The following is a 17,754-nucleotide window of genomic DNA, read 5'->3' on the forward strand; positions in this document are numbered from 1 at the left end:
ATTTTGAAGTACTTTTCAATTTACATTCTTTTTCTTCTTACCGCAGCTACATCTGTTGCACAACAGTTGAGTGGGAAAGTACTAGCTGACGATAGCGAAATACCAATTTCAGAAGCAGTCATTCAAATTAAAGGAACTAAGAAAAGTGCTGTTTCTAATGAGCAAGGGGAGTTTAGCTTAATGCTCAATGCTGATAAGTCAATCACGCTACTTGTAAGTCATGTGGCATATGTCAATAAAGAAGTTGTATTAAAGCCACCTTTTGAGCAAGATATACTCATTAGGATGGAGAGAGAGCAGCTGGTACTTAATCAGGTGGATGTAAAAGGAAATACCGATGATGCTTTGCCACAAGGTAATTTGCAACCGCTCACTCCATTAAGTGTAAATGAGGTAGCTACTCCTTTTAACGAATTTAGCCAGCTGATTAATACTTTACCCGGAGTTGTATCAAATAACGAGTTGAGCAGCTCTTATGCCGTAAGGGGAGGGAATTTTGATGAAAACCTCATCTATGTAAACGGAATGGAAATTTACCGACCTTTTCTGATAAGGGCAGGACAGCAGGAAGGTCTTAGCTTTATCAACCCTGATATGGTAAACAATATTAAATTTTCAGCTGGTGGATGGGAAAATAAGTATGGCGACAAGCTTTCAAGTAACTTGATAGTTGACTATAAAGAACCAGAAGAAACTCAGGGAAATATAAATGTGGGTTTGCTGGGTGCTTCAGCCTATGTAGGTGCTTCTTTGTCTGATGGTAGTAGTTTGCTTTTAGGTGCTCGTTATAAGAATGCACGTTACTTATTCAATACATTTGACACCAATGGAGAGTACTTACCCTTGTTTGTTGATGCCCAGGCTTTCTACAGTAAAAGCTTTAATAGCAAAACGTCCATTGACGTTCTTATCTCACTAGCTCAGAATGACTATCAAGTGGTTCCTTCAACTCAAGAAACTGATTTTGGCAATTTCCAACAGAAGTTCAGGTTCTTAGTGGTTTATGATGGAGCTGAATCTTTGAAATATAGAACTGCCCAGGGAGGTATTAGGTTGAAACATCTATTTTCTGAACGTTTTAGGTCTTCGGTAATAGTTTCAGCTTTTCAAACCTCTGAATTTGAATATAATAACACCGAAGGCTTCTACCGCTTATGTGATGTTGATCGTGATATCAATTCGGATACTTTTGATCAATGCATAAGTCAAAGGGGAGCAGGTAGTAACTTCCTTTATGCACGAAATATCTTAGACGCAGGAGTATTTCAAATAATCAACAGAAATGACTGGCAGCTAAGTAAAAGGCATTTGCTTTCTTTTGGGATAGAATATAAGTACCAGACTGTTGATGATCTGTTAGATGAATACGAATTCATTGATTCTGCTGATTTCGTTCAAATTAACAGAGTGGTTAATCAGGAAAATCAATTATATGTGAATTTTGCCAATGCATACGTACAACATGAGTGGGAAATCAATAACAGAACGTTTCTGAATTATGGGTTTAGAGTTAACTATGGAAGTAATACAGAAGAATTATTATTTAGTCCTAGAGTTAGTTTACAGAAAAAATTACATCCTGATAAGTCTGGGCAGCTAACATTCGCTGCAGGCATGTATAGACAATATCCGTTTTACAGAGAGTTAAGAGATCAGGATGGACAAGTAAATAATGAGGTAAAGGCGCAAAGCTCTTTACATCTGGTAACAAATTACACCAAGAATCTGGAATTGTGGTACAGGCCCTTTCAACTCACCACAGCAGCATATTACAAGTATTACTTTAGTCTAATTCCTTATGATGTTGACAATATTAGAATTAGGTATAGACCTGAATTAGATGCCGTGGGTTATGCTACAGGTGCTGATATTAGACTGAGTGGTGAGTTTATTCCTGATACCCAATCTTGGTTAAGTTTAAGTGTGTTGTCAGCGAAAGAGGATGTAGAAGGTGATGGTCAGGGTTTTATAAGAAGGCCATCAGATCAAAGAGTTACTGCCACTATTTTCTTTCAGGATTATTTTATCAACAACCCGAGTTTACGAGTAAACCTTAAATTACAAGTAGGATCAGGCTTACCCTTTAGTGCTCCCAATAGTTTGAAAGGTAGAAATTCTTTTAGTGGTGAATGGTACAGGCGAATGGATGTAGGTTTCTCTAAAGAGTTTGATTTGGAAAACATGAATAGCTTTAAATTTATTGAGTCATTTTGGCTAGGAGTAGACGTGCTCAATGTTTTAGGTGTTTCCAACACTATATCATATTCCTGGATTGAAGATTTTAACGGTCAGAACTTTGCCATCCCCAATTCGTTATCGGCAAGATTTTTGAATGTAAAGGGTATTGTCAAATTTTAAAAGTCATTTTACTAATGAAACTTCAACTTTATTTTTTAGCACTATTTCTTTTACTTTCATCATGTAAAACTACCACCAAACTACCTACAGATAATAATCAAACGATTGATATTAGCGGGAATTTTAATGCCACCGATGCAGAAATCGCTATAAATGACATCTATTTAGCTTTTCAAGAATCAGAATGGTATTTATCTGAAATAGCCGATGCAGCTATAGCTTCTAAAGCTTATGTTCAAAACTTTGAAGTAAATCTGGACAATAAGAGTTACATCAATAAACTATTAAAGTCTGCTTTAAATCAGCAACTTAATGATGATGACCAAATGGAGCAGTTGAAAGCTCAGAATAAATCAATGGCCAGCTATGTTTTCCGTGGGAAATTATCAGTTTCTGAAAGGAACGAAGACCAGAATAGTGTAACCTACCAATTGAATATAGTTCTGACTAACCCAGCCAATGAAACCGTTTGGGAAAAAACAGACTTTATCAAAAAGTACCTTAATAATTAATTAGCTTTTTCTACACCAATCCTCTTTTTGAGTCGCTCAACGGTAGCTTTTGAGTTGCCAACAAATATTTCTCCATTAATTAGGAATACAGGTCTTTTTAGAAAAGTATATTCTTGTAGGATGAGCGTTTTATAATCGTTCTCGGTTAGGTTTTTGTTTTTTAAATCCAGTTCTTTATACTTTCTGGCTCGTTTATTGAAAAGCTCTTCGTATGATTCTGTAATTACATAAAGTTCAAGTAATTGAGCTTCTGTTAGGGGAGCATTTTTAATATCAATAGTTTCAAAACCTTCAAGGTTCATTTGGCTCATTATTTTTTTACAAGTGTCGCAAGTGCTTAAATAATAAACTGCTTTCCTCATTTATTCTGTTTTTTAATGATAAAGTAGGTAAAATATTTGCCTTAAGCCAACAAAAACCATTAATTCGGGGTTTAGTTTTTAAAAATAAAATATAAATAAGTACAATATCATGAAGAAAATGTTGAGAAATGGGTTGATTGCCTTTATAGCAATCCTAGGTTTAAATGTTCAGTCTGCGTTTGCACAAGATGCGGAAATATCAGACAATACGCTTTACAATTATGCCTTGTTAATGCAAGTTGTAGAACAAATGAAAGCTGAAATAAGTACTGCTGTTCAGGCAAGAATTGATGCCCAAGATGGTTTTGATGGGAAAAGATATTCAGAATTAGCTAGTGCTGGTGATAATGAAGCTAAATTGAAAGAATTAGGTGCTAATGAATTTGAAATTAAGTTTATGGGTATCCTAGTTGAGGAGCAAGAGGAAAGAAAAGCAGCAATCAAGGAAGTGCTAAATACACTTGCTCAGAAAATGGTAGGCGTAGCTAATTATAAAGCGGTGAAGTCTGCTTTATCAAGTGATGCTGATGTAAAGGCGAGATATCAGGAAATTGAAAGCAGAATTGCTGCTCCATCTGATGATGCTTAATTGATAAAAATATTATTCTGGTAAAGCCCCTTATTCATAGAATAAGGGGCTTTTTTATTCTATACTTTTGTATAAATATTGTATCTTGACGGACGATGCAGATAGGAAAAAATAAAATTGATGATCAATCTTTATTGTGGGGCAGATTCTTCAAAAAGGCCTTTTTGTTTGGGACAGGCTCATTCTTTTTAGTGGCTATCCTATGCTACTTTGCCATATCTATAAGCTTTAAGGTTTACAAACAGCAAGAGCATGAAAATATGGATGCTCAATTAGATATCGTGAAATCACGCATAAGCAGGGTTATGCGTATTACAAATTTAGAAGCTTTTAATGTGGCACTTCAGATATCTGATGCAGGCACCATTATGAAAATTGATTCCGTAGGGGAAGCCATCATTCAAAGAAATCCTTTTATATCAGGCATTGAAATAGTACCTGATGGCATTATTACAGAAGTGTATCCTTATGAGCGACATAAAGAAGCACTCAATTTAAATATCCTGCAGCTACCTAGTGCGCGTGCCTCAGCCATGAAAGCAGTTGAAACAAAAAAGATTTTTTATGCCGGTCCTTTAGAGTTAAAGCAAGGAGGGGAAGCTCTTATTGCCAGATTACCCATTTTTAGAAGAGGGAAATTTTGGGGGTTTTCTGCCATTATAATCGACTTTGATGCTTTTATTGAAGAAGCAGGGATGAGGAAAACCAATGATGATAATGTTCACGTTAAATTCTCAAGGATGGATCCATCCACAGGTAATGAAGAGGTGTTTCTGGATTTTGATGGAAACTATTCGCAAAAAAAGACTTACGAATTTGAAGATTCTAATTGGGTGGTGAGCGTTTATTCTGCCATTAATGATAGTGTATACTTCGTGCTGGTCTTTTTCATCCTTACCTCATTTATGATTTCAATTGGCGCAGGCTATTTTATTTATGAACGATTCAAAAAGCCTATCATACTTGAAAATCAACTAGATGAAAAGTCCAAAGAACTACTAAGACAGAACGATTATTTTTCTTCTTTAATTAATGCCATTCCAGATTTTGTCTTCATTGTGGATAAAGATTGTGTACTCTTAAATTTTCATTCATCTTCTCTGGAGGGCTTAGTTGATAAGACGTTAAACTTTATAGGTAAGTCAGTTGATGACTACCTTGGCAAAGAAACTTCTCAAAAACTAAGACGAAAAGTAAGATATACTTTAATTAACAATGAGGATACCAGCCATAATTATCATTTAATATTAGACGGTAAAAAAGAGTATTTTGAAGCCAGAATTGTGAGAATAAATGAAAATGAGGCGTTAGTTCTGGTAAGAAACATCTCTAAAATTGTGCAGGCCAATACAAGGTTGTATGAAAGTGAAAACAAGTACAGGCATTTGGTACAACAGGCACCTGATTGTATTTTTCATACTGATACCGATGGTCTTATTCTTAGTGTGAATAAAGCTGGCTTGGCCATGACAGGCTATTCCCGAAAGGATTTAGAAAACAAAAATATTGACGTTTGCATTAAGCTTGATAATGCTGAAGAGAACCTGAGTTCTTATTTGAAAAAAACGAGTTTAACCTCTCATAGCGCCATCATTTATACAGCTAATGGAGAAGAGATAGCTGCCGAAGTCAGTGCTTCAGTGGCTCCTGATGGTACCATTTTAGGAATTGCCAGAGATATTACTGAGCGTAAGAAGTATATTGATTCTATTGAACAACAAAATGATAAGTTAAAAGAAATTGCCTGGATTCAATCACATGAAGTAAGGGCGCCCTTGTCTAAGATACTTTCACTAATTGATTATTTCAAGCACAGTTATTCTCATGCCACATTAACTACGGAAGAGATTCTGGCACATGTTGAGTCGGCCTCTCACGAATTGGATAAAAAGATAAGGGAGATAGTAAAAAAAGCCGAAGAAGCTGAAAAATAAGCTTACACTTTAAAAAATATTAACAGTTATTCTGATTATCTGTTAAGATTCTCTTAGATTAAACAGGAACTTCTAAACAAGATAAAATAGTTTGCAATCTGTAGCCTCTATATGGAAACGAATCGATTATTTCGGCAAGGCATCCTTCTTTTTTAGATTGCTTGGCTATCTGTTTTATGGCCTTTATCTGTATTTATTTGTTAGAGAGTATCAAATCCCACTTAATATCGGTCATGTTTTAATTTACATGGTTGGCTTTTTTATACCTTGGCTGTATTTATATGATTATGCAAGGCACAATAACAGTAATAGAACTTTAATTAAACACCTGACGGTTGATTTTTTCTTGATGGGTTTTTATGTTGGTTTTATACACTTGAGCTATATACCTTCTGTGTTATTTATTGTTTGTACTATAACCAGCTATGTGGCTTCTAAAGGTTATAAAGGAGCTGTAAGATTCTTACTATTTCCATTAGGGTACCTGTTTTATTTAGTATTTTTTGATTTTACCCTAAATACTGATTTACCAACTTATCTTGATTTATTCGCTATTGTATATGTATTTATTCACCTGAATATACTGGCCTTCATTAGCTACAGATATTCAAGAAATTTGCATCGTACAAAAAGTGTTGTTTTAAAGCAGCAAGATGAAATTCTCGCACAATCTGATGAATTGAAAGCGGTGAATGATTCCTTGGTTCAATCAAATACTAATTTGGAAAAAATTGTGGGTTCCAGAACTAAAGAACTTGAAGCAAAAAAAGCAAAATTGGCGGAATATGCTTTTATCAATGGCCACCAACTTCGGGCACCGGTTGCCACTATGTTGGGACTAATCAATTTAATTGCTCATGCTGAAAATGAAGAGGAGCGAAAGGAAATTACTGAAAAACTAAAATACGAAGTAGACCTTTTAAATTTAACTATTAAAGACATACGGTTAAGGCTGGAAACCGATGAATTAATTCACGATGAGATGGAAGCCCTTGAAGAAAGTCTTTCACGTTATCGAAAAAACCTAAATTTGGATGATACCCTTTAATAATTATTAAGTGTACCATCCAAAAATAAGTATTTGGTTAATAGCTCATTTCAACAATTTCTTTTGCTAACTGAGGTCCAACCTTCTGTCTTTCGCCAAGCCCCATCCAATTACGCTCTTTAAATCTGTTAAATACTTCATCTGCAGTATGCTCATAGTTTTGAGCGTACTCTGAAAGTTTTGTGTCTATCTCCAAAGAGTGAAAGAAGCTTACAGTCTTCTCAATTGCTTTGTCTGCAATTTCTTCTTTACTACCTTCTGTAATACCCCAAATTCTTCTTCCGTACTGAACAAGCTTTTCAATTTTATCTTCTTTTAACTTCCTGTAAAGGTTTGGTGCTATAATAGCCAGCGTTCTGGCGTGATCAATTCCATGTAAAGCAGTTAATTCATGGGCGATCATATGAGTTGCCCAATCTGTTGGTACACCTAGTCTTAATATGCCGTTTAAAGCCATAGTAGCACTCCACATAAATTCACCGGCAAGATGCTTGTCTGCAGGGTTTTCCATTACTTTGGGAGCTATTTCTATAAGTGTATGAAGTATACTTTCAGCTATTCTATCTTGCAGATAGGCACCATGATCATAAGTAAGGTATTGCTCCATTGTATGGGTAAATGCATCTACAATACCATTGGCAATTTGTCGCTTAGGTAGTGAGGCAACAACTGCAGGATCTAGTATAGAAAATTGAGGGAAATATTGAGGACCTCCAAAGGTTCTTTTTTGCTGAGTAGCCGCTTTAGTAACCACGGCACCAGAATTCATTTCTGAACCTGTAGCAGGTAAGGTAAGTACGGTACCAAAAGGAACAACTTTCTCCTGTTTGCGCGCTTTCATCTGTTCCACCAATTCCCACTCATCACCTTCATAGTGAACAGCCGCAGATAAAAACTTACAGCCATCAATTACAGAACCACCACCTACAGCTAAAATAAAATCAATGTCTTTTTCGCGGATAATTTCAACGGCTTTCATTAAAGTTTCAAAGTGGGGATTAGGCTCTATTCCACCAAATTCTGTTATCTCGAAGCTTTTGGTTGCTTCAATAACTTGGTCGTAGATACCATTTTTCTTAATGCTGCCACCTCCATAAGCCATCAATACTTTTGATCCATGGGGGATATTTTCTGCAAGTTTAGCTATTTGCCCTTCGCCAAAAATGATTTTTGTGGGGTTTTTAAATTCAAAATTATTCATATTGATATGTTTCTTTTCTCATTGTTTGACAGACTAACGAATGAGACTTTTTATGGTTATTGATAATATAACTATCTTGGAAGGAGTTTTTTAACTTTTTATTGCAATGTATATGTCTTTCAAGAACTTAATCTTAACTCTATTTGTAGGGTCAATTATATTCTTATCCTCTTGTGAGCCACCTGCTACTGATGAGCTTCTAATAGATGAACTCTTAACTTCTTTGGAGCGAGCTGATGCACGGTATTTTGATTTTACCTATGAAAGAAAGGATAAACATAACGGGCAAATTGAAAGACTATCTGGCTTATCTTTCTTGAAAAGGAATAAAGACACTTACATAAACAATGCTTATTTTAACTTAAATGAGTCAGAACAAATCAACTATCTTCAGTTGCTTGAAGATGGTGAGGTGGGTGTTAATAGACTAGTTAGTCAATTGCTTGATGAAAATGCTTTATACAACCTGCGCGATTCAATCAATAGCCCTGTATTGATTAATCCTCAGTGGTTATCAAAATTAATTAATGATGCTAATGATTTATCAATAACGCATGATCAAGATAAGGCTGAGGTAGCTTTGCATTTGCGTACTGATAAACAGGAAATTCAGCTGCTTTGGTTAAAGGATAGAAAAGTGCTTAGTTCTCTAAGAATTAATGAACTTGAAGATGGTCAACCGCTAATAGAGCATAAGTGGCATTTCAATTATCTGTCAAAAAATCAGTTTGAATTATTGGCTGCTCAGCATGAAGAAATATTGAAAACTCAAAGATCAATGATGCTGTAGTAGTTTTAAAGCTTTATTGAGTTTAAAGTGTTGGAATATGAATTTGAAAAATGTATTTTTCAATACTAAAAATTGAAATATTATGTTTAGCGAAGCAGAAATTGCCGTAATAAATGAAAATGAGGAAGTTCAGAAAATAGTTGAAAGCTTGAAAACTGACTTTCTTGAAAAGGAAGCTAAATATTTTGAGATAAGCGCTCATGATTTCCTTTCTTTAATTTTCCTGAGCACCGCGGTAGGGAAGGCAATGGCCAATGATCACATCAGCTTTGCCGAAGAAATGTCTTTACAAAAAAAAGCACGAAAGCTTTCTAAGGGTGGTTTCTTTATTTCGAAAGACCCTGTGGCCGATGGAATGAAATACCTCATCAAAAGCTTTAAGGATTGGGAGGAGAAATTTTACAAAGCTATTTTCGATATCTTTCATATTTTGTTTTCTGATGAAACTATCAAACGAGCCAACAATCCTGACTATCATTATGAGGACAGAATTATGAATGCTCCATATCTGCTGATTCGCTTTCTTTCATCACTTTTTCTTGAGCGCGATGAGGATATTTTGAACCCAGGAAAAATCAGAAAAGTGGAGTTTGATAAAATTTCTGAAATAGGCAAAAAGATAGGTTTTGCTGAACTACTTATTTTTACAGAATTTTTAGATAAATACGAACTTAAATAGCCTTGTTTCGGCCTTTAGCATAATTATTGTATCTTTACGGATTCGGAATCTTTCGAGGTGGACCGTACCGTTTTTTATGAAGAAACTATTACCTTTTCTAGTCATAATTTTGTGCTTACATAGCTTCAGCTATGCGCAGGTATTTAATCCCTGGGGACCGCCTCCTAATCATAAGGATTTAAAGCCCAATCTAATCCGGCAATTGCTTTCTCATGTTTCCGGAGAAGTAGCCCTTGGCTATGGAAGCACCCGTTACCTCCAAAATCTGGACAATTATTCGTTATACAGTGGTAATAATCAACTTTTACTTTTAGGTCAGGATTCTACAGGTCAGTCTGTTGGTATTGGTAACTGGCTTAATAAACCATTTGTAACGGATACATTCAGCGCCTATAATGCTACTACGTTTGAGCTAAACAGTAGCAATGAATTTGATCCAAATGGTGAGTATATCATTGAAGATGGCAAGCGAAGGCTGAGAGGAGGAGGTAGTGCTATTCCTATATCAGTCAAAGGAACAATTAACTGGAGAAGATTTAGAATAGGTGGTGGAGCTACTTTTGTGTTAAACACAAAAGCCAAACTAAGTTTAAAGGGATATCCGGATTATATCAACTCCTATGAATCTGATTTCGGAACCTTCTTTACTCAGAAATACTATTTCACTGCTGGTTACAGGTATTTCGACTTTTGGAGTACATCCTATTATGTCGATCTGGAATATGGAAGCTTCAAACTATCACAAAATGCTTTTCCTGCCAGTAATGTGGCTTTAAGCAAATACTGGAATATCAGTTTACCTATTGAAAAGCACTTGTCAAAGTATTTTAGCCTGGTATTACGACCTTCGTTGGATTTGAAATCAATTCAAACAGCTATCCCAACAGGAGAGTCAATTAAAACAAAAATGTGGAATGTTCAGCTTCAGGCAGGTATAAGAGTGAGCTTTCCGCTTTATAAAAAATGTCCAATTAGTAATTGTGAAGCACAAAAGGAGCATCTTCATGTAGATAAGCAGTTTAGAGGACAACCGCTATATAAGATTCAGAATCCTAAAGTAGGTGAAAATCATAGAAAAATGGATAGAGGCAAAAGAGGCTTTTTTAGCTTTTTGAAACCTCAATGAAATGCTTATTTTTGTCACCGCTTTAAAGCAAACATAAATTGTAGTTAAGTAAGATATAGTTCAAATAAATAGAATGGCTGAAGGAGAAAATGAGAATATAACCCCGATTTTTATCGAGGAGGAAATGAGAGTAGCCTACATTGATTATTCAATGTCGGTAATTGTTTCCAGAGCCCTACCCGATGTAAGGGATGGTCTTAAACCAGTACACAGACGTATCCTCTATGGAATGCAGGAACTTGGGCTTGCTTACAACAGACCGTATAAGAAGTCTGCCAGAATTGTAGGAGAAGTGCTAGGTAAGTATCACCCGCACGGTGATTCAGCTGTTTACGATACCATGGTACGTATGGCTCAACCTTGGTCTTTACGTTATCAAATGGTTGATGGACAGGGTAACTTCGGTTCAATTGATGGAGATTCTCCTGCAGCGATGCGTTATACAGAAGCACGTCTGAAGCGAATTGCCGAAGAGATGTTGTCTGATATCAACAAAAACACTGTTGATTTTCAACCGAACTTTGATGACTCATTAAATGAACCTTCAGTATTGCCTGCTAAAGTACCGAATCTCCTTTTAAACGGTGCATCAGGTATTGCCGTAGGTATGGCAACGAATATGGCTCCGCACAACTTAACAGAAGTTGTTGATGGTATTACTGCCTATATCGATAATAATGAGATTGAAATTGCTGAGCTGATGGAGCATATATCAGCTCCTGATTTCCCAACCGGAGGTATTATTTATGGCTATCAGGGAGTAAGGTCAGCTTTTGAAACAGGCCGCGGTAGAATTGTCATGCGTGCCAAAGCAGAAATTGAAGTGCTCAAGTCTGGTAGGGAACAAATCATTGTTACTGAAATCCCTTATTTGGTGAATAAGGCTTCGATGATTGAGAAAACTGCCGGCCTTGTTAATGAAAAGAGAATTGAAGGCATCTCGGACATTAGAGATGAATCAGATAGAGACGGACTAAGAATTGTTTATGATATCAAAAAGGATGCTATTCCTAATGTTGTCTTAAATAATCTTTATAAATATACTCAGCTGCAAACTTCATTTAGTGTTAACAATGTGGCTCTTGTTAAGGGCAGACCTGAAACACTAAACCTCAAAGATATGATCAAACACTATGTTGATCATAGGCATAATGTAGTAGTGCGTAGAACGCAGTATGAGTTAGATGAGGCACAGAAAAGAGCACATATCCTAGAAGGATACTTAATTGCGCTGGATAATCTTGATGCAGTAATTAAACTTATTAGAGAATCGAGAGATCCTGAAACTGCTAAGACTGGCTTGATGGAAAACTTTGAGCTATCTGAGATTCAGGCGAAAGCTATTCTAGATATGCGTCTTCAAAGGCTTACAGGTCTAGAAAGAGAAAAGATCATTGCTGAGTATGAAGAAATCAAGCAGTTGATAGAAAAATTAGAGGCTATTCTGGCGAACGAAGGTCTGAGAATGCAAATCATAAAAGATGAGCTGCAGGAAATGAAAGATCGTTATGGTGATGAAAGAAGAACTGAAATAGTTCACAGCGCTGAAGAGTTCACCGATGAGGACATGATTCCTAATGAAGAGGTAGTAATTACCATTTCGCATCAAGGTTATATTAAACGAACACTACTCACTGAGTACAAAACTCAGGGTAGAGGTGGTGTTGGATCAAGAGGTGCTGGCTCTAAAGATGATGATTTTACCGAACTTCTTTTTGTTGCCAAAACTCATAATTACCTGCTTATTTTCACTGAAAATGGTAAGGTATACTGGATTAAGGTTTACAGACTTCCTGAAGGATCAAAAACTTCTAAAGGTCGAGCTATCCAGAACCTCATCAACATTGAACCGGATGATTCTGTAAGAGCAGTTATCAATGTTGATAATTTGACTGATGAGGATTACATCAACAATAACTTCCTGGTAATGTGTACACAAAATGGTACCATTAAGAAAACCACCTTGGAAGCATATTCTCGCCCTCGAGCTAATGGTATCAATGCCATTACCATTAATGAAGGAGATAGACTCTTGAACGTGAAATTAACTAATGGCGATAATGATATTATTATAGCTGCACGCTCAGGTAGAGCTATCCGATTCCACGAGAGCAATGTGCGCCCTATGGGTAGAACGGCTGCTGGTGTAAGAGGTATTAGTCTGGCGAGTGACAAGGACTACGTAGTAGAAATGGTGGCTATTACTCGTGAGAATGCAAACCTATTAGTAGTTTCTGAGAAAGGCTATGGTAAGCGTTCTGATATTGAAGACTACAGAATTACCAAAAGAGGTGGTAAAGGTGTTAAAACCCTAAATGTTACTGAAAAAACAGGTGAGCTTGTTTCCATTAAAGAGGTAATTGATACTGATGACTTAATGATTATTAACAAGTCAGGTATTACCATCAGGCTTGAGGTAGACTCATTAAGGGTAATGGGAAGAGCTACTCAAGGTGTTAAGTTGATTAAAGTGGGAGACAATGACAGTATTTCTTCAGTAGAGAAAATTGAGAAGTTGGAAGGCGAAGATGAAGAAATAATTGATGGAGAAGAGTCAACTGACAATGATGCAGGTGAGAAAACTCAGGAACAATAGGCAAGGTAATTGTTTATACTTTTTAAAAACAGAAAAATAGATAGATTAAAATAAACTGAAAATGAGAAAACTAACTTTATTTTTTGCGCTATTATTAACCGCTGGTTTTTTATATGCGCAGAATTCAAATGTCAGAAAAGCTGAAAACGCCTTAGAAGATGGTGATCTTCAGGAAGCTAAGGAGCTTATAGATGCAGCAGCTAAACATGAAAAAACCTTTGACGATGGTAAAACTTGGTATGTTAGAGGTACTGTTTATCAGGCAATAGTGAATGAAAACTATTCAAAGGAAGCTTTACAGGAAGCTGTGAAGAGTTTTGAAAAAGTGATGGAGTTGGAGAAAGAAGGTTCTAACTACTACACTTTGACTGATCTTAAAATTCAGGAAATCTGGGGTAATTATATCAACAAAGGTTCTGAAGCTTACGGTGCAGCCAATTATGAAGAGGCAGTAGATGCTTTTGCTAAAGCACTTATTGTACTTCCTGAAGATACAACTGCTACATTATATGCGGGTATTGCTTCACAACAAGCTCAGGACAATGAGTCCGCTTTAAAATATTACTACAGATTGATAGATTTAGATTATCAGGCAGAAGATATATATGGAAGTATAATTTCTATTGAGAGGTATCAGAATGAAGACCTTGATAAAGCTATCGAGGTTACAAGAATGGCTAAAGAGCAGTTTCCGGAAAGTGATGCTTTCGCTAAGCAAGAAATCAACCTATTAATCGCAGCAGAAAGAACTGATGAAGCAAAGGATAAGCTGAATGAGGCGATCGAAAAGGAGCCAGACAATGCCAACTTATATTTCAATCTTGGTTATTTATATGAAGAATTAGAGCAGCCTGAAAAAGCAGAAGAGGCTTATACTAAAGCAGTTGAGATTGATCCTGATTACTTAGACGCTAATTACAATCTGGCAGTTTTCTATTACAACATTGCTGCTGATATGTTTACAAAAGCTGCTAATATGGATTTAAAAACTTACCAAAAAGAAGGTAAGAAGTTAGAGAAAGAAGCAGAAGTTTACTTGAAGAAGGCACTTCCTTACTTTGAGAAAGCAAGATCAATTGCTCCTGAAGAATTAGCCATCTTAGAAACACTAGAAATCATTTATTCAAGAATGAAAATGAATGATAAAGCGATGGATGTGATGGATAAAATTGATGAGGTAAAAGCTAAGCAAGAAGCTGCTGCTGCAGAAGGCGCAGCTGATGGCGAATAATTTACAACATTAGCATATAAGAAAGGTTACTAGCAATAGTAACCTTTTTTTGTTTATGACTAAAAATAACAATTTACAACAAGCCACTTTTGGAGCAGGGTGTTTCTGGTGTATTGATACCGTTTTACGCAAATTAAATGGCGTGCATAAAGTAGAATCAGGCTTTTCAGGTGGGCATATTAAAAATCCTCCTTACAGGGAAGTGGTGCAAGGCCGAACAGGACATGCAGAAGTAGCCCACATTGAGTTTGACCCCGAAGTGATTACTTATCAAGAATTGTTGGAAGTATTCTGGCAGGTGCATGACCCAACCACCTTAAACAGGCAGGGAGCCGATGTGGGAACACATTACAGATCAATCATTCTCACGCATGACAAAGAGCAGGAAGAGATCGCTAACAATATGTTGGCCAAGTTGGATCAGTCGGATATATTTAAAGATCCAATAGTGACGGAGATTAAACCTTTTGAAGCTTTTTATCCTGCTGAATCATATCATCAGGACTTCTATGCCAATAACGAAAATATGCCTTATTGCACTTTTGTGATTAAACCCAAGGTAGATAAGCTGAAGCGGCTTTTTGCTGATAAATTGAAGTAAATAAATGGTTATTGCGAATCCCTTTAGGGTGAAGCAATCTTAATCTCAATCCAAACAATAAGATTGCTTCATTACATTCGCAGTAACTATCCCGTTTAAAATAGTTTTTACGCCATTTGCGCTTCATTTTCTTTATCAAAAATGCTACTGTCTTGGGCGAACTTTTTAATCAATTCCATATCAAGTCTGTCGGTAAGGCTTTTTGAATAATGCACCTTCTTAATTTCCAGTCCTTTATCTACCAAGAATTCAGCAGGAATGGTGTTGATGGACTCACCATCCTTCATAGGGTGCATGGGCACACCGGCTTTTTTAGCTTTAAAAGCTGTTTGTACAAAAGTAGTTATGTGGCTCTTAGCAGATTTACCTGCTGAGCTTTCTATTCCATATTGATCATATATTTCTTTCTGAGGATCAGAGATGAGCGGAATAGGAGATACCTCTTTATGGAAAGTACTTCTTAACAGTACTTGCTCTTTTGATTCAAAGAAGAAAATCATTTCTAGTCCCTGCGCTTTGAGTTCTTCATGTACTTTGGTAAGGGCATGAACCCTTAAATTACAGAAAGGACAACCTGCATGTCTGAAGAAGGCTATCAGAAGTTTCTTATCGGCATAATCTTCCAGTTTTATGGGTCTGCCAAAAATATCGGTTCTATCAAATAATGGAGCTTTAACTGCTTGAGTAAGTATCATTAAAAAAATGTGGGTTTAAATTCAGTTCATATACTAACTAAAACCTGTTTTGGTTTGCGAGCAGGGATACTTTTCGATGAAAGGAGCAAAGGAGTAGATGGAGGTTTGAAACTATGAGTAATAAATATTGCGAACTCGACTGTAAAACCGTTATTAAGAATTGAACACAGAGTAACGAAGCAGTTACATCTTCTTATTTATTCCCTTGCTAATTTACGATTGCTTAAATTTGGTGATAGTAATCAAAACTATTTCTTAATAAAAATAAACTCACCGCCTTCATCACCGGTAGATTGTATGGTGCCGTATTGAGGAACTGTTACAGAATTATTTAAGATTGCGTTACGCATATCGTAAAATAATTGACTCACTGGTAAATATGCCAACTCATTTTCTTGAAGTCGTTTGATCAAGTATTTCATGAAAACAGATTCATCGGGAACAATTGTTAAAGTACCACTCGTCATAGCCTTTCTACTAGGTAATTTGTAGAGCTTAGATACTGCATAGGCATTAACCGAATTAGCAGAACGTGTCTTCATAATAGAACCACTAAAACAGGCATCTGTAATCAATAAAGTGTGCTTGCTAGGAATGGCATTAATGTAATCTTTAATAGTACTATTAGATATCCAGGTAGATTTATTATTGAAGTTGGCATCGGAGGGAAGCCAATAACCTAGCTTTAAAAACTCATCCCAATGACCATGCCCTGCATAGAAAATCAGTAAATTATCCTTATTGCTAATTTTTCTGGCAATAGCTTCAACGGACTGTAGTGTTTGTGACTTATCTGCATTTTGCAAAAAGGTGATGTTTTCTTCTTGAAACTGGTATTTGTTAGTTAATACTTCTTTCAAAGATTGAGCATCTATTATCGGTTTATCTAGATCGCCTAAACCTGCAGTATTGAATTGATAATCTGCGTTTGCAATAAAAAGGGCATAATTTACTCCAAGCGAAGATTCAATTGATGTATTATCCTTTTCAGTAATCAAGGAAGGTTTAATTTCAGGCTGATCACTCTGCAAATTTGAACCTTTGTTCTGAAATTGAGTATCAAATAATAGTATTCGTGTATCACTGAACCCTACTATTTGGTTGCCAGAAAAAATCAATGATTTTGGGGAAGATTGTCTTTCAAGTACTATATCAGTTGAGAGTAATTTGAATTTCCCACTTGTCCCATGAAAAGGTTGAAGTTGTGGCGTAAAATAAGTAGGATTGAATGAAAGTTGATTAGCTCCACTTTCATTAATAACTTGGGCTCTGATTGAAATTGATATAAGTAGAAATATAATAATTAGGCGACTCATCTCTCTATTGGAATGTTCACAACCTTATAATCGACAGGATTGTCCCAGTTCTTTTTAAATGAAATTAATAAGGCTGGAATAACTGATTCCTGATCTGTCATTTTAAATTTAATAAGGCCTTTAACATCTATCCCATTCATTAAAGGAACTTTCGCTACATACTTGCTGCTCTCGTAAAACTCTCCTAAACCAAAGCTGATGAATTCAGGTAATAGTTGTTCTCCACTTTGTGTGGTCAAATAAGGCGATGGTGCCATTGAAATAGTCATTGTTTCATTTTCTAAGCTAGGTAGTAGTGAAAATTCAATTACCAATATATTGTTGACATAGCTTGCTTTAATTATTGATAAATCACCAAACGCACCAGATATAGCCTTTGCCTTTCTCAAATTAGGAATAGCCTCTACTTTAAATTGGATAGGTTCATTTTGATAATTCAACTCCTTAAAAATATCCCATTGAGCTTTTTTACCAGCACCAGATTGCACACCACTTGCCACCTCGCCACTCACATGCCTCAAAGGACCTATATAATTCATTCCTCCATCAATCGAATAGTAGATATTTACATAATAATTGGCTCCTGTTGTTCCATTTAAATCGTAATTGATAATCACTTTATCTTGAACAGTATTAGCCACAATATTTTCTACACTCTGGGCTTGAACCGAAAGGCTAAGCATGATGTATAAAGTAATAAAAATTAGTCTCATTAG

General features: G+C 36.0%; 16 protein-coding genes. 11 read left to right on the forward strand and 5 right to left on the reverse strand.

Annotated elements, in window-relative coordinates; all coding sequences use genetic code 11:
• Positions 1 to 3: 3 nt before the first annotated feature.
• Both JKP34_RS10055 and JKP34_RS10060 read left to right on the forward strand, forming a co-directional pair.
• Complete coding sequence (locus tag JKP34_RS10055) at positions 4 to 2,358, forward strand: TonB-dependent receptor (RefSeq protein ID WP_201920535.1); 2,355 nt, start codon at positions 4 to 6, stop codon at positions 2,356 to 2,358.
• Positions 2,359 to 2,372: 14 nt separating this feature from the next.
• Entirely contained in the window at positions 2,373 to 2,870 is a 498-nt protein-coding gene (locus JKP34_RS10060) for a hypothetical protein (protein WP_201920538.1), read from the forward strand.
• On the opposite strand, the gene JKP34_RS10065 is transcribed toward JKP34_RS10060, so the two are convergent.
• A complete protein-coding gene (locus tag JKP34_RS10065; RefSeq protein WP_201920544.1) occupies positions 2,867 to 3,232 on the reverse strand; it encodes an arsenate reductase family protein in 366 nt (121 codons plus the stop codon). The two genes, JKP34_RS10060 and JKP34_RS10065, sit on opposite strands and share 4 nt — an antisense overlap.
• A gap of 109 nt (positions 3,233 to 3,341) precedes the next feature.
• Between JKP34_RS10065 and JKP34_RS10070 the strand changes: the two genes are divergently transcribed.
• The 3 genes from JKP34_RS10070 (at position 3,342) to JKP34_RS10080 (ending at position 6,803) form a co-directional block, all read left to right on the forward strand.
• Complete coding sequence (locus JKP34_RS10070) at positions 3,342 to 3,821, forward strand: hypothetical protein (protein ID WP_201920547.1); 480 nt, start codon at positions 3,342 to 3,344, stop codon at positions 3,819 to 3,821.
• Positions 3,822 to 3,916: 95 nt separating this feature from the next.
• A complete protein-coding gene (locus tag JKP34_RS10075) occupies positions 3,917 to 5,755 on the forward strand; it encodes a PAS domain S-box protein (protein ID WP_201920550.1) in 1,839 nt (612 codons plus the stop codon).
• A 91-nt stretch (positions 5,756 to 5,846) separates the two neighbouring features.
• Positions 5,847 to 6,803: an MASE2 domain-containing protein gene (locus tag JKP34_RS10080; protein ID WP_201920553.1), complete on the forward strand. Its 957-nt coding sequence runs from the start codon at positions 5,847 to 5,849 to the stop codon at positions 6,801 to 6,803.
• Positions 6,804 to 6,840: 37 nt separating this feature from the next.
• Here the strand turns inward: JKP34_RS10080 and JKP34_RS10085 are convergent, their stop codons facing one another.
• On the reverse strand, positions 6,841 to 8,004 hold the full coding sequence (locus JKP34_RS10085; RefSeq protein ID WP_201920556.1) for an iron-containing alcohol dehydrogenase: 1,164 nt from the start codon (positions 8,002 to 8,004) through the stop codon (positions 6,841 to 6,843).
• A gap of 112 nt (positions 8,005 to 8,116) precedes the next feature.
• On the opposite strand from JKP34_RS10085, the gene JKP34_RS10090 reads away from it, so the two are divergent.
• The 6 genes from JKP34_RS10090 to msrA all read left to right on the forward strand — a co-directional run bounded on the left by JKP34_RS10090 (position 8,117) and on the right by msrA (position 15,027).
• Positions 8,117 to 8,794 (forward strand): hypothetical protein, encoded by a 678-nt coding sequence (locus JKP34_RS10090; RefSeq protein ID WP_201920560.1) that lies wholly within the window; start codon positions 8,117 to 8,119, stop codon positions 8,792 to 8,794.
• An 82-nt stretch (positions 8,795 to 8,876) separates the two neighbouring features.
• Positions 8,877 to 9,473, forward strand: coding sequence for a hypothetical protein (locus tag JKP34_RS10095; protein WP_201920563.1), 597 nt, complete (start codon positions 8,877 to 8,879; stop codon positions 9,471 to 9,473).
• Positions 9,474 to 9,549: 76 nt separating this feature from the next.
• Positions 9,550 to 10,599: a hypothetical protein gene (locus tag JKP34_RS10100; protein WP_201920566.1), complete on the forward strand. Its 1,050-nt coding sequence runs from the start codon at positions 9,550 to 9,552 to the stop codon at positions 10,597 to 10,599.
• Between the two features lie 73 nt (positions 10,600 to 10,672).
• The gene (gyrA, locus tag JKP34_RS10105; RefSeq protein ID WP_201920569.1) at positions 10,673 to 13,195 is read left to right on the forward strand and encodes a DNA gyrase subunit A; all 2,523 of its coding nucleotides are present in this window, start codon (positions 10,673 to 10,675) and stop codon (positions 13,193 to 13,195) included.
• A 61-nt stretch (positions 13,196 to 13,256) separates the two neighbouring features.
• Entirely contained in the window at positions 13,257 to 14,426 is a 1,170-nt protein-coding gene (locus JKP34_RS10110; protein ID WP_201920571.1) for a tetratricopeptide repeat protein, read from the forward strand.
• 55 nt (positions 14,427 to 14,481) lie between these two features.
• Entirely contained in the window at positions 14,482 to 15,027 is a 546-nt protein-coding gene (gene msrA / locus JKP34_RS10115; RefSeq protein WP_201920574.1) for a peptide-methionine (S)-S-oxide reductase MsrA, read from the forward strand.
• Between the two features lie 107 nt (positions 15,028 to 15,134).
• Here the strand turns inward: msrA and JKP34_RS10120 are convergent, their stop codons facing one another.
• The 3 genes from JKP34_RS10120 to JKP34_RS10130 all read right to left on the reverse strand — a co-directional run bounded on the left by JKP34_RS10120 (position 15,135) and on the right by JKP34_RS10130 (position 17,751).
• Positions 15,135 to 15,722: a peroxiredoxin-like family protein gene (locus JKP34_RS10120; RefSeq protein WP_201920577.1), complete on the reverse strand. Its 588-nt coding sequence runs from the start codon at positions 15,720 to 15,722 to the stop codon at positions 15,135 to 15,137.
• 248 nt (positions 15,723 to 15,970) lie between these two features.
• Positions 15,971 to 17,038, reverse strand: coding sequence for a caspase family protein (locus tag JKP34_RS10125; protein WP_201920580.1), 1,068 nt, complete (start codon positions 17,036 to 17,038; stop codon positions 15,971 to 15,973).
• A complete protein-coding gene (locus JKP34_RS10130) occupies positions 17,035 to 17,751 on the reverse strand; it encodes a hypothetical protein (protein WP_201920583.1) in 717 nt (238 codons plus the stop codon). The genes JKP34_RS10125 and JKP34_RS10130 overlap by 4 nt, the downstream gene beginning before the upstream one ends.
• Between the last annotated feature and the right edge of the window lie 3 nt (positions 17,752 to 17,754).

Origin of the sequence: Marivirga atlantica (assembly GCF_016734805.1) — a bacterium.
Classification (GTDB): domain Bacteria; phylum Bacteroidota; class Bacteroidia; order Cytophagales; family Cyclobacteriaceae; genus Marivirga; species Marivirga atlantica.